Below are 16,006 nucleotides of genomic sequence, written 5' to 3'. Positions count from 1 at the left end.
CATTCCCAATTCCCGCCGCACGCGGAGCCTCATAGCGTCGAACCCGGCGGTCGGCACCCGACCGGTCCGACACATCGACCCGACTCATCCGATCCAACCCAGAGGAGCCGACATGGCCCAGACCCAGGAGATCCAGCCGGAGACGGCCGCTGCGCCGCTCACCCTGGAGGACGTCCTGTCGGAGCTGGCGGCCCGTCGGGGTGAGTTCCACGAGCAGAGCTACGTACCTCGTGACTTCGTCGACCGGCTCAAGCAGGTCGGCGTCTACCGGAGCTCGACGCCGCGGATGTTTGGCGGCGAGCCGATGGCCCCGGCCGACTTCCTCCAGGTCGTCGAGCGGATCTCGGCCGTCGACGGCTCGACCGGATGGGTCGCGGCCTTCGGTTCCGCACTCACCTATCTGGCAGCGCTCCCGCTCGAGACCCAGGCCGAGCTGTACGCCGACGGCCCCGATCTCGTCTTCGCCGGCGGACTGTTCCCGGTCCAGCCGGTGACCCCCACCGAGCACGGCTTCGTCGTCGACGGTCGCTGGAAGTTCGCCAGCGGCTGCATGGGCGCCGACGTTCTCGGTGTCGGCATCCCCAGCGACGACGCCTCCGGAGGCAAGCCGAGAACCGCGCTGCTGCGACCCGAGCAGGTCGAGATCGTGCAGGACTGGGACGTCGCCGGGATGCGCGCGTCGGGCTCGTTCGACCTGGTCGTCAACGAGGTCGAGGTCGCCCGCGAGTGGACGTTCGTCCGGGGTGGGGAGCCGACCGTCGACGAGCCGCTGTTCCGCTATCCCACGATCGGCTACCAGGCGCAGGTCCATGCCGCGGTCGGCCTCGGGGTCGCGCAGGCGGCTCTCACGTTCGCCCAGGAGGCGGGTTCGCGTACGGGCGTGACCGGCGCACCGCCGCTGGCCGCCCGCGCGTACTACCGCACGTCCTACGCCGAGAGCTACGCCGCGCTGCGCTCGGCCCGCGCGTTCTACTACGAGGTCGCCGAGGAGGTCTGGAGCAGCGTCGTCGCCGGCGATGACGTCCGCCCCGAGCAGCATGCCCGGATCCGGCTCTCCGCCACCCACCTGGCCTCCACCGCGGCCCGCATCGTCGCCGACCTCTGCACCATCTCGGGCACCGGCACCATCGCGAACCGCCATCCGCTGCAGCGGCTGCGCCGCGACGCCGAGGTGCCGCAGGTGCACGCCTTCCTGGGCCCCTCGATGTACGACGCCGCCGGTGCGGTGCTGCTCGGCCAGGAGCCGACCGTCCCCGGATTCATGTGAGCGGATCCACCAGCCACCCACGACCCCAAGGAGACCCGATGAGTGAGCCAACACCACTCCGCGTCCTGTTCTGCATCGGTATCAACCAGAACTTCTTCGACCTGCCCAGCGCCGGCGTCACCGTCGACGACGTGTGGAGGGCCTTCGTCGAGATGATGGACGGCATCAAGGCGCTGCCGGGGGTCGACTTCATCGGGGACATCGACGACGACGCGCACCTGGTCGGCCCCTCCGACTCCTGGCCGTGGACCTGCTACCTGCTGGCCGACGTCGACACCCAGGAGACCGTCAGGGCCGCCTGCAACCTGTTCCGCACCATCGCGGTGGGGGAGGGCGACTTCAAGCTCTGGAGATACGCCAAGGTCGAGGCGCGGATGGGCAGAGCCCTCACCCCGCGCTCCTACGAGCCCGCGGAGGCGAACTGAGATGACCACCGAGATCACCACCGAGATCACCGCAGCAAACGTGTACGACCTCGCCCCGGCCGATCTGGTCCAGGACGGCCGGGTCGCGGGCCGGATGTACACCGACCCCGAGATCTTCGAGCAGGAGATGACCCGGATCTTCGAGCACACCTGGATCTGGGTCGCGCACGAGAGCGAGCTGCCCAAGCCCGGCAGCTTCAAGTCGACGTACGTCGGCCGGCAGCCGGTCATCGTCTCGCGAGACCGCAAGGGCGCGATCCACACTCTCGTCAACCGCTGCCGGCATCGCGGAGCGAGCCTGTGCGAGAAGCGGACCGGCGAGGCCAACGGCTTCACCTGTCCCTACCACGCCTGGTCCTACAGCCTCGACGGCAAGCTGCGCGGCATCCCCTACCCGGAGGGCTACGAGGGTGTGCTCGACAAGAGCGAGCTCTCGCTCAAGCGGCTGCGCACCGAGTCGTACGGCGGCATGGTCTTCGCCACCCTCGACGAGGACATCGAGCCGCTCGAGGAGTTCCTCGGCGACGTGAAGGTGTGGATCGACCGGTTCATGAAGCAGGGCGGCGGCTACCCGGTCAAGGTGCTCGGCACCCACCAGTTCACCTTCGGCGGCAACTGGAAGATCCAGCTGGAGAACACCACCGACGGCTACCACTTCCCGATCGTGCACCGCTCCTGGATGGCGTCGGTCGACGCCGAGACCGCCGACATGATGTCGTTCATGACCGACCCCGAGGCGATCACCCACGACCTCGGCAACGGTCACAGCGTCATGCAGATGGTGCCCGAGCACTCCGACCTCGACGCCGACGACGGCACCGAGAAGCTTCAGGACCGGTTCGACGGACTGATCGCCGACCTGCGTGCGGCCGGCCTGTCCGACTCGGCGATCCGCAAGGTGGTCCTGGCGATGCACGGCACCGGTTTCAACCTCAACCTCTTCCCGAACGTCTCCATGTCCGCGGCGTTCTTCCGGGTTCTGCGGCCGATCTCGGTCGACAGGACGGTCATCGAGCACGTCGCGATCGGCCCCGACGGCCCCGACGAGGTCGTCGGCCCGGTGAACCGCGCCCGGCTGCGGGTGCACGAGCACTTCCAGGGGCCGTTCGGTTTCGGCACCCCCGACGACGCGGAGGGATGGGACCGGGTCCAGCGGGGCGCGCAGGGCGCACCCGAGATGCCGATCCTGGTCAACCGCGGTGCGGCTCGGGAGAAGCCGAGCCCCGAGGGCTGGCCGACCTCACATGTCACCGACGAGACCGGGATGCGCGCTGCGTACGCCCAGTGGAAGCAGATGATGAGCGATGACTGAGACCCTCCCAGACACCCGCACCGACACGACTGCCACGTCGCTGGCGGACCCGCGCGTGCTGCGCGGGATCGAGCTGGCCTGGCGGGAGGCCGACCTGCTCGACCGCAAGGAGTACGAGGCGTGGAACGCGCTCTACGCCGCGGACGGGCACTACGTCATCCCGATCGACCCGACCACGACCGACTTCGACAACACGCTGAACATGGTCTACGACGACGCCCGGATGCGCGCGATGCGCGTCACACGGATGACCGAGGGGTACGCCCTCGCCGCCGTCGACTCGGCCACGACCACCCGCACCGTCTCCCGGTTCGTACCCGTCGAGGTCTCCGATGCCGAGGTCGTGCTGCGCGCCTCCCAGGTGCTGGTCGCGTTCAAGCGCGGCCGGCATGACCTCTGGGCCGGTGACGTGGAGTACCGGATCCGGCTGGGCGCCACCCCGGCCGAGGACCTGATCGTGCTCAAGGTCATCCGCCTGGTCGACAGCGAGGCCGCCGTCCCGGCGGCCGGGTTCCTGCTGTGACATCGCGATCCGAGGGTCGGCCGGTCGCGGTCGTCACCGGCGCCGGCAACGGTCTCGGGGCGGTGATCGCCGCTCACCTGCACCGCAGCGGGCACCGCGTGGCCGTCGTGGACATCGACGAAGCGGCCGCCGCGACGGTGGCCGGCGACCTGGACGGTACGGGCGAGACCGCCCGTGCGTACGGCCTCGACGTCACCGACCGGGATGCGATCGAGGACCTGCTGACCACGCTGCTGGAGAGCTGGGGCGACGTACATGTCCTGGTGAACAACGCCGCCCGGACCCAGTCGACCCCGCTGCTGGAGATCTCCCCCGAGGAACTCGCCTCGGTGATGGCGGTCAACATCGGCGGCACCTTCGCCGCCTGCCAGGTCTTCGGACGGCACATGGTCGCCGCCGGCTACGGCCGGATCGTGAACCTCGGATCCCTCGCCGGCCAGAACGGCGGCACCGCCACCGGCGGTCACTACGCGTCATCCAAGGGCGCGGTGCTGGCGGCCACGAAGGTGTTCGCCCGCGAGCTCGCGAGCTCCGGAGTGACCGTCAACGCCGTCTCGCCCGGACCGCTCGACCTCCCCGTCGTACGCCGCATCGTCGGCGAGGACAACGTCGACCGGTTCGCCGAGACCATCCCCGTGGGCAGGCTCGGAAGCCCCGAGTTCATCGCCGAGATGGTCGCGCTGCTGGCCTCGCCGGGCGCGGCCTCGGTGACCGGAGCGTGCTGGGACGCCAACGGTGGCCTCTACGTGCGCTGATCACCACCGAGAGGAGCAGATCGATGACCGACATCAAGGTGCGTGTCACTCATATCGGGGTCGAGACCCCGCACATCCGTACGCTGCGGCTCGTCCGTGAGGACGGCCGCCCGTTCGAGCCCTACCGGGCCGGAGCCCACATCGACGTGGTCGGCCCGACCGGCGTACTGCGCCAGTACTCGCTGTGCAGCCCGCCGTCCGAGAGCGAGTCACAGCTGATCGCGGTCAAGCTCGAGCCGGACTCGCGCGGCGGCAGCTCGGCGCTGCATGAGGTGGGCGAGGGCGACGTCCTCGCCGTCGGGGAGCCGCGCAACCTCGTCTCCGTCGTCGAGGGCGCCGACCAGCACCTGCTCGTCGCCGGAGGCGTCGGGATCACCCCGATGCTGAGCCTCGCCTACGCGCTGCATGAGCGTGGTGAGGAGTTCCGGCTGGTCTACTTCGCCCGATCCCGTGAGCATGCCGCCTTCCTGGACCTGCTCGAGGGCGCCGACTTCGCGGCCCGCGTCGATATCCACCTGGGCGTACCTCGCACAGACCAGGGCTCGCTGATGCGCGTCGCGCTCGAGGCGATGACTGCGAGCAGCCACGTCTACACCTGCGGCCCGACCGGCTTCATGGAGCAGGTGACCGCGGTGGCCGCGCCCGTGGTCGGTGAGCGCAACGTACACGTCGAGCACTTCGAGGCTGCCGAGATCGACACCTCCGAGGACGACTCGTTCACGGTCGAGCTCGACACCGGGGAGTCCTTCGAGATCCCCGCCGACCGCTCGATCCTGTCGGTGCTGACCGACAACGGGATCGACGTGTTCAAGTCCTGCGAGGAGGGGATCTGCGGCTCGTGCGTCTCCGGAGTCCTCGAAGGCGTCCCCGATCATCGGGACAACTGCCTCTCCGCCGCCGACAAGGAAGCCGGCGACCAGATGGCGCTGTGCGTCTCCCGAGCGAAGAGCTCGAAGCTCGTCATCGAGCTGTACTGACGCCATCGCCGGTAGGGGAAACCCTCAACGGGCTGCGGTCAATGCCAATGGAGCCCAGGCGCCATCGTTCCTAGCGTGGAACCACCCCCTCGCGAGGGTCGGAGAACATCTGCAGTCGCACGATGCCGTGCGGTTGAGGGATGATCTGCTCCTCGCGCCTTACCGACAGGACAGTCATGACCACGACATCCCGCGTCGACACCGACGGATCGGATCTGACCTCCACCAAGGGCGGCGTCGCCCGCCTCGCCTTCGCCAGCGGCGTCGGAACCTCTCTGGAGTTCTACGACTTCGCCATCTACGGGACGGCGACCGCACTCGTCTTCACCGACACCTTCTTCCGGACCAACAACCCCTGGTTCAGCACCTTCATGGGCCTGGCGACCTTCGCCATCGGCTTCCTGATGGCGCCGGTCGGTGCGGTGCTCTTCGGCTGGGTCGGCGACCGGTACGGCCGCAAGTCCGCGCTGCTCATGACGTTCGTCGGTATGGGCGTCGCCACCATGGTCATGGGCATGCTGCCGACCTACGCCCAGATCGGCGTCGCCGCCCCGATCATGCTGGTGCTGCTCCGCATGGTGCACGGCCTGTGCCGGGGCGGGGAGACCGGCGGCGCTGCCGTGCTCGCGATCGAGCACGCCCCCGACGACAAGCGGGCCAGGTACGGCGTCTTCGTCGCGCTCGGGTCGCCGATCGGATCGATCCTGGCCAACCTCGCCTTCGCGGCGGTGCTGCTCCTCCCGGCTGCCAGCGTGGAGAGCTGGGGCTGGCGGATCCCGTTCCTCATCGGTGGTGTGGTGCTGTTCCTCGGCATCTGGATCCGCCACGGAGTCTCGGAGAGCCCGGTCTTCCAGCGGATGATGCGCGAGGAGGGCGAGACGCTGAAGAAACAGCTCCCGGTCTTCGCCGTCCTCAAGACCAACTGGCGTCGCGTCGTGCTGGCGGCCGGTGTCAACATCGGCCTGAACGCGAGCACCTTCGCCCTCGCCACCTTCATGCTCTCGTACGCCACCGCGGCCGCCCCCGAGGGCCTCGGCCTGCCGCGTCAGTCCATCGTCAACGCCAGCATCGCCGCCCTGGTCATGCACGCGGTCGCGAACGTGCTGTCCGCCTGGGCCGCCGACCGGCTCGGTCGCCGGCCGGTGATGATGGCCGGCGCAGTCGGCTCGATCGCGTCGGCGCTGGTGATCTTCCACCTCGCCGAGGCGGGCAGCGTGGCCGGTGTGGCCGCCGCGATGATCATCGGGTTCACCACGACCGGGTTCCTGTTCGGACCGATGTACACCTTCTTCACCGAGCTCTTCCCGCGCGACCAGCGCCAGTCGGGAATGGGCGTCTCCTTCCACGTCGGCGCGGTGCTCGGTGGCGGCATCTCGCCGCTGATCGCGAACCGGATCATCGCGGGCACCGGCGAGCCGACGTACGTCGGCTACTACCTGGCCGCCATGTGCGCCCTCTCGTTGATCTGCCTCTGTCTGCTCCCCGAGACCGCACCGCGGGCCCTGGCCAGGGCCAAGCTCCGGACCCAGTTCAGCTGAGCCCTGCCCCGCCTACGTGGCGGGTTCGGTGAGCACCTCGCCCCGGACCCGCCCGTGGTCGGAGTAGTCCGGCTGGACCTCGACGGTGCCGGAGCCGTCCAGCTCGGCCTGCCAGGTGGCGCCGAGGGTCTCGGCCTCGCCCTCCTGGCGGGCCCGCCGGTCGAAGGTGACCCTGGTGACGTACCCGTCCTCGGACCAGACCAGCACCCCGTCGACCTCGGCCTCGAAGCGGTCGCCGTCGGGTAGCACCAGGTCGATCCGCTCGCTGTTGTAGTCGCGCATCCCGGGGAACTCCTCGTTGTCCTCGGGCAGGCTGGAGAGTTGGATCGGCTCGCGCAGGTCGAGCTCGATGGTGTCGGGGTCGCGGGTGACCTGGGACCACACGACCAGCGTGGCGATGAAGAGCACCGGCACCGCGAGCACGCCGACCCCGGACCAGACCAGCGGCTTGGGGTTCTTCCCCGATATCCGCACCGCCCCGGCGGCCACGAGCAGGATCAGCCCGACCGCCACGAAGAACAGCAGGACAGCCCCGACGACGATGATCAGAACCGCCCCACCCGCACCCATGGCCCCAGTATCCCGGCCGTGCGGTGCCCCGCACGGCCGAACGGGCTAGGAGACGGTCGCGACGACGCAGACGGCCAGGGTGGAGAAGTAGACGACGCCGGCGAACAGGGCGTGGAAGCTGACCCGGAGCGGCAGTCTGCCTTTGAAGATGGAGCGGAGGGCGACCTTGTAGGCGTTGACCGTCGAGAGGTGGCTGCCGCCCGCACGCCGGGTACGCCACAGCAGCATGTTGTCGCCGAAGCCGTTGCCGATGGTGATGAGCAGGAGGGCGGCCCACGCCCAGAGGATCTGGTCGACCAGGACGTACGTCGTCCAGCAAGCGACGCCCAGGACGGAGAGGCCGACATGGGTGAGCACGACCGGTGAACGGACGCGGCCATGCCGGAACCAGCCCGTCAGCAGCAGGACTCCGACCGCTGCCTGGACGAGCCACGCCACGAGGACGACGTACGACATGGTGCGACCGTACGGGCCCTCGTGGCGCGGTGGGCGAGTCGAGCCGGCGATCCCCGATAGAGGGGATCGCCGCCCGGACCCGGCCTCAGAACGGGGTCAGCGTCACCGCCATCTCGGAGGCGTTGTCCTCGACGTACGAGGCGAAGCCGCCGACGTCGTCGAAGGCGAACCCGTAGGCCTTCCCGTCGACCGTGTTGTCGTGCATCGCCTTGCAGTACGCATGGACCGGGTCGCCCTGGTAGAAGCCGGCGGGGTCGCCGGTGGGCTGGTCGGCGGAGGCGAGCAGCGTGGTCCGGTTGAAGCCGGCACCGAGGACGGCGGCGACCGGACCGGTGATGCCGTCGTTGGGTGCTGCCAGCGCGCCGTCGCAGAAGAGCACGTCCCGGGTCGTGGGCCGGCTGAACGCCTTGACCCCGCCGTCGAAGACGAACTGGTCGCCGCTGACTCGGCCGGTGAAGGTGGTGTTGTTGGCCTTCACGACGAGGTCCTCGCCGGCGTACTTCGACCACACCTGATCGATGTAGGAGTCGAAGTAGGTCGCGGAGAACCGTCCCGCGTCCAGGCCGTGTCCTGGCGCGAAGATGCGGCGGTCGTCGACGACGAGAGAGCCGAAGTCCGGGGAGGCCGAGACGGCGGAGAAGATCTTCGCCCGTCCGCCCTCGACCAGGGTGCCGGTGGTCGGCGACTCCTCGCCGGTCAGCGCGATCGAGAGCGGGACGCTGAACATGTCGACCATGGTCGTGTTGCAGTAGATCCGGCCGCTCTTGTAGGTGAACTCGACACAGTCGTGCAGCACGCCGTAGCTGGGGTCGGACTCGACCCACGCCGCCGGATAGGCGAGCGCGTTGCCCTCGTTGACCTTGAACTTCAGCTTCTCGCCGAGCGAGAAGTAGATCCGGCCCGACATGTCGGCGGGGATCTGGGAGAGCGTGTCGCCGCTGCCCGAGAACGGGATCGCGTAGTCGGCGTAGCCGTCGGCGCCGTTGTCGGAGAGTGAGACGGGCACGAGCGCGCCCTCGGGCGTGACCCGGGACTGCTCGCCCGTCGCCAGGTTGGTGCCGACGATGTAGAAGTGGATGGAGGCGTTGTCGTACGCGCCGGTCTGGTTGACGAAGCGGAGCTGGATCGTGGCCTGGGCTCCGATCCGTTGCGGGCGCATGGCTTGCGCGGCCTGCCAGCTCGTCCCGCCGAGAAGTGGCACGGCGAAGGCGGCAGAGGTGGCGGCGAGTACAGATCGTCTGGTCAGCATGGGACCTCCCGAGTGGGGAACTGTAGGAACCCGAATTACAGTAAGGGGCCTTTACAGTAAAAGTCCATACCTTCGCCGGGCGGCGTCGGGACGGCCTCGGTTCGATCACAAATACCGATCGAGTGACCAAAACGGCGGTCCGGGGGCAGCGGATGTTTCGTCAACCTCGCTAGCCTGAATCCTTGTGAAAGTTGTCGTGCTCACCGGAGCCGGGATCTCCGCCGAGAGCGGTCTCGCGACCTTCCGGGATGCCGATGGGCTCTGGCAGGGTCACCACGTCGACAACGTGGCGACACCCGAGGCGTTCCATCGTGATCCCGCGACGGTCCATCGGTTCTACGACGACCGCCGCCGGGAGCTGCGCGCGGTGGTGCCCAACCCTGCCCACATTGCGCTGGCCAGGCTCGAGCAGGTGCTCGGCGACGAGCTGCTGGTGGTCACCCAGAACGTCGATGACCTGCACGAACGCGCCGGCTCCCGCCGGATCGTGCACATGCACGGTGAGCTGCTCTCGGCCCTCTGCGACTCCTGCCAGGGCCGGTTCGCCTGGGACGACGACCTCGCCGACGCCCCCGCCTGCCCGGGCTGCGGCAACGACGCGCTGAGGCCCGACGTGGTGTGGTTCGGCGAGATGCCCTACGACCTCGACCTGATCGAGCGGGCGCTCTCCCAGGCCGACCTCTTCGTCGCCATCGGCACCAGCGGCGCGGTCTATCCGGCCGCCGGTTTCGTACGCATGGCCGCCCGCTCCGGGGCCAAGACGCTCGAGCTCAACCTGGACCCGTCCGAGACCTCGCACCTCTTCGACGACGCCCGTCAGGGGCCCGCCGGCAAGCTGGTGCCCGAGTGGGTTGCCGACGTTCAGGCCCTCGCGCGTTGACCCCTTCGTAATTTCTGTCACGATAGGCCGCGTGTTTCGCCATGCCGTGCTCACGACCGCCCTCATCGTCGCGCTGACCAGCGCTCTCGCCGGCTGTGGTGACGGGGAGGGATCGTTGTCCCAGGCGCGTGACTACGCGAAGGAGCCCGGCAACCAGATCGCCGAGGACGCCCGCACCGCGATGAGCGACATCAAGACTGTGCATGTCGAGGGTGACGTGCTGGACTCGGAGAGCACCAAGATCACCGTCGACCTCGACGTCTCCGCCGACGACGCCTGCGTCGGCAAGGTCAGCATCGGCGACGGCCAGATCTCGCTGCGTTCCATCGACGGCTCGGCCTGGTACCAGGGCGACAAGGAGTTCTGGAAGGCGATCGCGCCGGCCAAGGGCGAGGGCGAGCGCATCGCCAAACGGGTCGGAAAGAAGTGGGTCAAGCTCGAGGGCGAGCTGGCCAGCCTGCGTGCCTTCTGCAGCATCGACAGCCTCACCGCCCAGATGGTCCCGGCCGAGGCCGAGGCCCAGGCGATCGGTCCGGCGATGGCCGCCGACGGCCCCGCCGTGCGTCTCGACGTCACCCACGGCGAGACCGAGAGCCGGACGTACGTCCTGGCATCTGAGCCCCACCGGATCGTGAAGTGGACCCAGGGCAGCTCCGGCGAGCTCATCTTCTCCGACTTCGACAAGGAGTTCCAGGTCGAGGAGCCCCCCGCCGACGAGGTCTTCGACCTCGCCGAGCTGGAGAAGTGAGAACATCGCCACCGCTATTCTCACTTTTCAGGGAAAAGTGAGAATAGCGCGTACGCTCTTCTCATGACCGAGCGCGGCGCGGCCTTGATTCCAGCGGCGGAGCGTGTCGTCGTGCCGTGGCGCCAGAGCGTCAAAGGCGGCACCATCGATGACCGTCGGTCAGCAGAGGTGACGGTCAGCATCCCCGCGCGCATCGCCGGCGTCAGCTTGAGTGTTCCGCCCGGTGTGGCCGCCGAGTGCGACGAGGCCGTTCGAGCGATCGCGTCGCTGGACGCCACCCATGGCCCTCAGCTTCGCCCGCTGGCGACGATGCTCCTGCGTGCCGAGTCGATCGCGTCGTCGAAAATCGAGCACGAGATCGCCTCGGTCGAGGACTATGTGCGTGCTCTGCATGGCGCCAAGTCGAACTCATCTGCGCTCTCGATGGTCCGTGCCACCGGGGCTCTGGATCGGCTAGTCTCCGGCCCGCTCGATCTCGAGACGCTCCTGGACGCGCATCGACGTCTCATGCGTGACGACCCCATCGATGGGCCGTACGCCGGGCGTTGGCGTGACATGCAGAACTGGATCGGAGGCAGTGACCACTCGCCGCGGGGCGCGATCTACGTGCCTCCGCCACCGGACCGTGTCCCGGACCTGATGGGTGATCTGATCGACTTCGCGACCCGCGACGACATCGCGGTGATTCCGCAGGCCGCGATCGCGCACGCGCAGCTGGAGGCGATTCATCCGTTCACCGACGGCAACGGCCGCATCGGTCGGGCGCTTGCTGCGGCAGTCGTACGTCGCCGCGGCATTTCGCGTGCGGTGACGGTTCCGGTTGCTTCCGCATTGGCGGCTCGTCGTGGTGCCTACTTCCAGGCTCTGAACGACTTCCATGCGGGCGACACAGTGCCCATCATCAGCCTCATCGCGACCGCATCAACGGTCGCTGCTGAGGAGTCGAAGGTGACGGCGTCCCGGCTGGCTGAGTTGCCGAACGACTGGCGTGAGCGGGTGAAGCCGAGCAGGGCCAGTGCGGCCGAGTCGCTGTTGGACAAGCTGGCGGCGGAGCCCGTGGTCACCACCGAGGACGTCGAGGACGATCTGGGCCTCTCCGTTGCGACGACACATCGGGTCATCGACCGCCTCCGTGGTGCAGGAATCATCCGCCCGCTCACCAATCGCACCCGCAATCAGGTGTGGGGCGCTGGCGACATCCTCGATGAGCTCGCCGACCTGGACGTACGCATCGCCGCCCGCGCGCGGGAGGAATGACTCCCAGGAATGAATGGGCAGTCGTGAGGCTTGCTAACCAATGTGTCCACTTCGATCAGGCCCACCCGCAGCTCGGTAGGACTTCGTAGCGAACGCGGGCCGATCCTGCTCGCCGTGATGGTGTCGCTCAGCCTGGTGGCGATCGACATGACGATCCTGGCGACGGCGGTGCCGAGCGTGGTGAAGGATCTCGGCGGTTTCGAGCAGTTCCCGTGGCTCTTCTCGATCTACGTGCTGGCCACCGCGGTGACCACGCCGCTATATGCCAAGGTCGCCGACCGGCTCGGGCGCAAGCCGGTGATGATCGCCGGGATCGTCGCGTTCCTGATCGGGTCGCTGCTGTGCGGGCTGGCGTGGTCGCTGACCGCGCTGATCGTCTTCCGGGCGATCCAGGGCATCGGCGCCGGGGCGATCCAGCCGATGGCGATGACGATCGTCTCCGACATCTACACGCTGGAGGAGCGCGCGGTCGCGACCTCGTATGTCGCCTCGGTCTGGGCCACCGCCGCCATCGTCGGGCCGACGCTCGGCGGCCTCTTCGCCGACTACCTCGACTGGCGGCTGATCTTCCTGATCAACCTGCCGGTCGGGGCGGTCGCGCTGTGGCTGCTGCGGCACTTCCGCGAGGACCGTCCGGCGGCCGTCGACGGTCAGGCCATCGACTGGGCAGGCGCGGGACTGCTGACGGTCGGCGGGATCGCGCTGTTGCTCGGTCTGCTCGAGGGCGGGCACGCCTGGGCGTGGGCCTCCTGGCCGTCGTACCTGATCTTCGCGGTCGGCGTCGCGGCCCTCGTGGCTTTCGGGTTCGTCGAGCGCCGTGCCGCCGACCCGGTCCTGCCGCCGTGGGTCCTCAGCCACCGCGTGCTCGCGCCGGCCAACGCCGCCAGCCTGATCGTCGGCGTGGTGATGCTCGGGCTGACGACGTACGTCCCGCTCTATGCCCAGAGCGTGCTCGGTCACTCGGCGCTGGTGGCCGGGTTCGCGCTCGCCGGGATGAGCATCGGCTGGCCGATCGCCGCCGCCACGGCCGGCCGGATCTACCTCTCGAAGGGGTTCCGGACCGCGGTCGCGCTCGGCTCGCTGCTGGTCATCGCCGGCGGGCTGGTGCTGGTCACGGTCGGCGAGAGCTCGTCGATCTGGCACCTGGCGATCCCGTGCTTCGTGCTCGGCCTCGGCTTCGGCTGGTCGGTCAACCCGGGCGTCGTCGCGGCCGGGTCGGCGGTCGACTGGGAGGTGCGCGGGGTGGCGACCGGGTCCAACATGTTCGCCCGCTCGGTCGGCTCGGCGCTGGGCGTCGCGCTCTTCGGTGCGGTCGCGAACGGGCTGGTCAGGCGTGAGTACGCCGGGGGAGAGGTGCCTCCGCTCGAAGCCCTGCCTGCCGATGTCCTCGCGCCGGCGCTGCACGTCGTCTTCGTCGTCGGCCTGGTCGTCTCGGTTCCGCTGCTGGTCGTGGCCTGGCGTACGCCGGTCCGGATCACCAGATGACTCTGCCCATTTTGAAACGGTGGTTACCACTGAGTAACCACTGCGCGTAGACTCCGACGCATGCTGAAGCGCGACCACTATGAGGAAGACCACGAGGACTTCCGAGCCTCCGTCCAGCAGTGGCTGGAGCGTTCGGTCAAGCCCCACACCGACAAGCACATCGCCGACAAGGCGCTGCCCCGCGAGTTCTGGCTCGAAGCCGGTGAGAACGGCTTCCTCGGTCTCGCGATCCCGGAGGAGTACGGCGGCGCCGGCGCCGACGACTTCCGCTTCAACGCGGTCCTCGCCGAGGAGCTCGCCAAGATCGGCGCGGCCTACCCGACCTGCGTCGGCATCCACTCCGACATCACCGCTCCCTACCTGGTCCGCCTCGGCACCGAGGAGCAGAAGCAGCGCTGGCTCCCGGGCGTGGCCTCCGGTGAGATCCTGCTCGCCATCGGCATGACCGAGCCGTCCGGCGGCTCCGACCTGGCCGCGCTGAAGACCACCGCGGTCCGCGACGGCGACGAGTGGGTCATCAACGGCTCCAAGACCTTCATCACCAACGGCTACTCCTGCGACCTGGTCATCACCGCGGTCCGCACCGACCCGGAGAAGGGCGCCAAGGGCATCACCCTCTTCGCCATCGAGGCGACCAAGGAGGGCTTCTCGCGCGGCCGCAAGCTCGACAAGGTCGGCATGGAGGAGTCCGACACCGCCGAGCTCTTCTTCGAGAACGTACGCGTCACCGACGCCGAGGTCATCGGCGAGCTCAACCGCGGCTTCATCCACATGATGGAGGAGCTCCCGCAGGAGCGCGTCTCGTGTGCGGTCGCCAACGTCGCGCAGGCCAAGCAGATCCTGCTCGAGACCGTGCAGTACGCCAAGGACCGCAAGGCCTTCGGCCAGTCCATCGGTGCCTTCCAGCACAACAAGTTCCTGCTCGCCGAGCTGGTCACCCAGATCGAGGTCGCCGAGGCGTACGTCGACAAGTGCGTCGCCGCGCACGCCCGCGGTGAGCTCACCCCGGTCGAGGCGTCCAAGGCCAAGTGGTGGTCCTCGCAGGCGCAGTCCGAGGTCCTCGACCACTGCGTCCAGATCCACGGCGGCTACGGCTTCATGAACGAGTACCGCGTCGCTCGCGCCTGGCGCGACGCCCGCGTCACCAAGATCTGGGCCGGCTCCAACGAGATCATGAAGGAGCTCATCGGCCGCGACCTCGGCTTCTGAGTCCTCTCTTCGTACGTCCTGACGGGCGTCCACCTCCGGGTGGGCGCCCGTTGGCGTATTTCCCGGTGTTTCGGTGACGCTACGACCGTTCGAAATCTTCGGGTTGTCTATTGTCAACAATCAACGGGCTCCGTCACGATGATCGAGTGGCGGGAACGGTGTTGGTGTGGTGAGCGTCTTCGGCCCCGAGGAGTTCGCGGAGCGGCTGGGGAAGGTGCAGCAGCGGATGGCGGAGCGGGGCTGGTCGGCGCTGGTGGTCGCGGACCCGGCGAACCTCTACTACCTGACCGGCTACAACGCCTGGTCGTTCTACGTGCCGCAGTGTGCGGTCGTGCCGGCCGCGGGGGAGCCGCACCTGTTCCTGCGGGCGATGGACGCGCACGGAGCCACCCATACGGCGGTGCTGCCGGAGGAGCGGATCCACGCCTATCCGGAGGAGCTCGTCCACCGACCCGACGTCCACCCCTACGACCACATCGCAGCGCAGGCGCGGGAGCTAAATCTATTTGTCGACAGTCCTGATGCGATCGTCGCGATGGAGCTCGACGCCCACTATCTCCCGGTGCGCGGGTTCCTGGCGGTGCAGCAGGCCATCCCGCGCACGCGGATCGTCGACAGCGGTGAGCTGGTCAACTGGGTACGCCTGGTGAAGTCGGCGGCGGAGCAGGACGAGATGAGGGCCGCTGGTGAGGTCGCCCAACGAGCGATGACGGCGGCCCTGGAAGGCGTGCGATCGGGGAGGCGCGAGTGCGACGTCGTCGCCGACATCCAGGCGGCGCAGACGGTCAGCGTCGGCGGGGCCGGTGGTGACTACCCGGCGCTGGTGCCGCTCCTGCCGACCGGCGTCAGCGCCGACACGCCCCATCTGACCTGGACCGACAGGGTCCTGCGACGCGGTGAGGCGACCACGATCGAGCTGGCCGGCGTACGCAACCGCTACCACGCCCCGCTCGCCCGGACCGTCAGCCTCGGGCCGCCGTCGGCCAAGCTTCTCGACTGCGCCGGCGCAGTCGCCGAGGGCATGGAGGCCGCGCTCGGCTCGATGAAGCCCGGGGCGGCCGGTGCCGACGTACATGCCGCCTTCACCCGGGTGATCGCAGCCCACGGGCTCAGCAAGGACTCCCGGATCGGCTACTCGATCGGGATCGGCTTCCCGCCCGACTGGGGCGAGCGGACCGTCAGCCTCCGGGCCGGCGAGGAGACGGTTCTCGAGCCCGGGATGGCCTTCCATGTGATCCTCGGGATGTGGATGGACGGCTGGGCCTATGAGCTCTCCGAGTCGGTCCTGGTCACCGAGCACCTGCCCGAGCCGCTGACCTCGATGCCGCGTCAGCTGATCGTCAACGAGTAAGGGA

General features: G+C 68.7%; 16 protein-coding genes. 13 read left to right on the top strand and 3 right to left on the bottom strand.

From position 1 onward, the window contains the following. The first annotated feature begins 112 nt into the window (after positions 1 to 112). From AB0F44_RS07970 to AB0F44_RS07940, 7 genes are all read left to right on the top strand, one after another. The gene (locus tag AB0F44_RS07970) at positions 113 to 1,267 is read left to right on the top strand and encodes an acyl-CoA dehydrogenase family protein (protein ID WP_357354279.1); all 1,155 of its coding nucleotides are present in this window, start codon (positions 113 to 115) and stop codon (positions 1,265 to 1,267) included. A 38-nt stretch (positions 1,268 to 1,305) separates the two neighbouring features. Next, a complete protein-coding gene (locus tag AB0F44_RS07965; protein ID WP_350838665.1) occupies positions 1,306 to 1,692 on the top strand; it encodes a hypothetical protein in 387 nt (128 codons plus the stop codon). 1 nt (position 1,693) lies between these two features. Next, positions 1,694 to 3,004, top strand: coding sequence for an aromatic ring-hydroxylating dioxygenase subunit alpha (locus AB0F44_RS07960; protein WP_357354277.1), 1,311 nt, complete (start codon positions 1,694 to 1,696; stop codon positions 3,002 to 3,004). Next, entirely contained in the window at positions 2,997 to 3,527 is a 531-nt protein-coding gene (locus tag AB0F44_RS07955) for an aromatic-ring-hydroxylating dioxygenase subunit beta (protein ID WP_357354275.1), read from the top strand. Before AB0F44_RS07960 ends, AB0F44_RS07955 begins: the two co-directional genes overlap by 8 nt. Next, positions 3,524 to 4,282, top strand: a complete 759-nt coding sequence (locus AB0F44_RS07950) for an SDR family NAD(P)-dependent oxidoreductase (RefSeq protein WP_357354273.1) — start codon at positions 3,524 to 3,526, stop codon at positions 4,280 to 4,282. Before AB0F44_RS07955 ends, AB0F44_RS07950 begins: the two co-directional genes overlap by 4 nt. 23 nt (positions 4,283 to 4,305) lie before the next feature. Further along, positions 4,306 to 5,259, top strand: a complete 954-nt coding sequence (locus AB0F44_RS07945) for a PDR/VanB family oxidoreductase (RefSeq protein ID WP_357354271.1) — start codon at positions 4,306 to 4,308, stop codon at positions 5,257 to 5,259. A 176-nt stretch (positions 5,260 to 5,435) separates the two neighbouring features. Further along, positions 5,436 to 6,797 carry an MFS transporter gene (locus AB0F44_RS07940; protein WP_357354269.1) on the top strand — a complete coding sequence of 454 codons (1,362 nt, stop codon included), beginning with the start codon at positions 5,436 to 5,438 and terminating at the stop codon, positions 6,795 to 6,797. A 12-nt stretch (positions 6,798 to 6,809) separates the two neighbouring features. Here the strand turns inward: AB0F44_RS07940 and AB0F44_RS07935 are convergent, their stop codons facing one another. The 3 genes from AB0F44_RS07935 to AB0F44_RS07925 form a co-directional block, all read right to left on the bottom strand. Then, complete coding sequence (locus AB0F44_RS07935; protein WP_357354267.1) at positions 6,810 to 7,367, bottom strand: hypothetical protein; 558 nt, start codon at positions 7,365 to 7,367, stop codon at positions 6,810 to 6,812. A 45-nt stretch (positions 7,368 to 7,412) separates the two neighbouring features. Next, positions 7,413 to 7,823, bottom strand: a complete 411-nt coding sequence (locus tag AB0F44_RS07930; RefSeq protein ID WP_357354265.1) for a hypothetical protein — start codon at positions 7,821 to 7,823, stop codon at positions 7,413 to 7,415. A gap of 85 nt (positions 7,824 to 7,908) precedes the next feature. Beyond that, the gene (locus AB0F44_RS07925; RefSeq protein ID WP_357354263.1) at positions 7,909 to 9,072 is read right to left on the bottom strand and encodes a beta-1,3-glucanase family protein; all 1,164 of its coding nucleotides are present in this window, start codon (positions 9,070 to 9,072) and stop codon (positions 7,909 to 7,911) included. Positions 9,073 to 9,256: 184 nt separating this feature from the next. On the opposite strand from AB0F44_RS07925, the gene AB0F44_RS07920 reads away from it, so the two are divergent. The 6 genes from AB0F44_RS07920 to AB0F44_RS07895 all read left to right on the top strand — a co-directional run bounded on the left by AB0F44_RS07920 (position 9,257) and on the right by AB0F44_RS07895 (position 16,002). After that, entirely contained in the window at positions 9,257 to 9,952 is a 696-nt protein-coding gene (locus AB0F44_RS07920) for an NAD-dependent deacylase (RefSeq protein ID WP_357354261.1), read from the top strand. Positions 9,953 to 9,983: 31 nt separating this feature from the next. Next, positions 9,984 to 10,700, top strand: a complete 717-nt coding sequence (locus tag AB0F44_RS07915; RefSeq protein ID WP_357354259.1) for a hypothetical protein — start codon at positions 9,984 to 9,986, stop codon at positions 10,698 to 10,700. Positions 10,701 to 10,763: 63 nt separating this feature from the next. Then, a complete protein-coding gene (locus AB0F44_RS07910; RefSeq protein WP_357354257.1) occupies positions 10,764 to 11,957 on the top strand; it encodes a Fic family protein in 1,194 nt (397 codons plus the stop codon). A gap of 42 nt (positions 11,958 to 11,999) precedes the next feature. Next, positions 12,000 to 13,442: an MDR family MFS transporter gene (locus AB0F44_RS07905; protein ID WP_357354255.1), complete on the top strand. Its 1,443-nt coding sequence runs from the start codon at positions 12,000 to 12,002 to the stop codon at positions 13,440 to 13,442. A gap of 63 nt (positions 13,443 to 13,505) precedes the next feature. After that, positions 13,506 to 14,651 carry an acyl-CoA dehydrogenase family protein gene (locus AB0F44_RS07900; RefSeq protein ID WP_350660438.1) on the top strand — a complete coding sequence of 382 codons (1,146 nt, stop codon included), beginning with the start codon at positions 13,506 to 13,508 and terminating at the stop codon, positions 14,649 to 14,651. A gap of 169 nt (positions 14,652 to 14,820) precedes the next feature. Further along, entirely contained in the window at positions 14,821 to 16,002 is a 1,182-nt protein-coding gene (locus AB0F44_RS07895; protein WP_357354253.1) for a Xaa-Pro peptidase family protein, read from the top strand. Positions 16,003 to 16,006: the final 4 nt, after the last annotated feature.

This window comes from Nocardioides sp. NPDC023903 (assembly GCF_040639295.1).
In the GTDB taxonomy this organism is placed as follows: domain Bacteria; phylum Actinomycetota; class Actinomycetes; order Propionibacteriales; family Nocardioidaceae; genus Nocardioides.
Note: the sequence above shows the minus strand (reverse complement) of the source record. Positions and strands in the feature narration are given on the sequence as shown.

Coding starts and splice junctions, on each gene's coding strand:
- AB0F44_RS07925 (WP_357354263.1), bottom strand. CDS start 9,072: ATGCTGACCAGACGATCTGTACTCGCCGCCACCTCTGCCGCCTTCGCC.
- AB0F44_RS07960 (WP_357354277.1), top strand. CDS start 1,694: ATGACCACCGAGATCACCACCGAGATCACCGCAGCAAACGTGTACGAC.
- AB0F44_RS07910 (WP_357354257.1), top strand. CDS start 10,764: ATGACCGAGCGCGGCGCGGCCTTGATTCCAGCGGCGGAGCGTGTCGTC.
- AB0F44_RS07970 (WP_357354279.1), top strand. CDS start 113: ATGGCCCAGACCCAGGAGATCCAGCCGGAGACGGCCGCTGCGCCGCTC.
- AB0F44_RS07935 (WP_357354267.1), bottom strand. CDS start 7,367: ATGGGTGCGGGTGGGGCGGTTCTGATCATCGTCGTCGGGGCTGTCCTG.
- AB0F44_RS07940 (WP_357354269.1), top strand. CDS start 5,436: ATGACCACGACATCCCGCGTCGACACCGACGGATCGGATCTGACCTCC.
- AB0F44_RS07945 (WP_357354271.1), top strand. CDS start 4,306: ATGACCGACATCAAGGTGCGTGTCACTCATATCGGGGTCGAGACCCCG.
- AB0F44_RS07955 (WP_357354275.1), top strand. CDS start 2,997: ATGACTGAGACCCTCCCAGACACCCGCACCGACACGACTGCCACGTCG.
- AB0F44_RS07965 (WP_350838665.1), top strand. CDS start 1,306: ATGAGTGAGCCAACACCACTCCGCGTCCTGTTCTGCATCGGTATCAAC.
- AB0F44_RS07930 (WP_357354265.1), bottom strand. CDS start 7,823: ATGTCGTACGTCGTCCTCGTGGCGTGGCTCGTCCAGGCAGCGGTCGGA.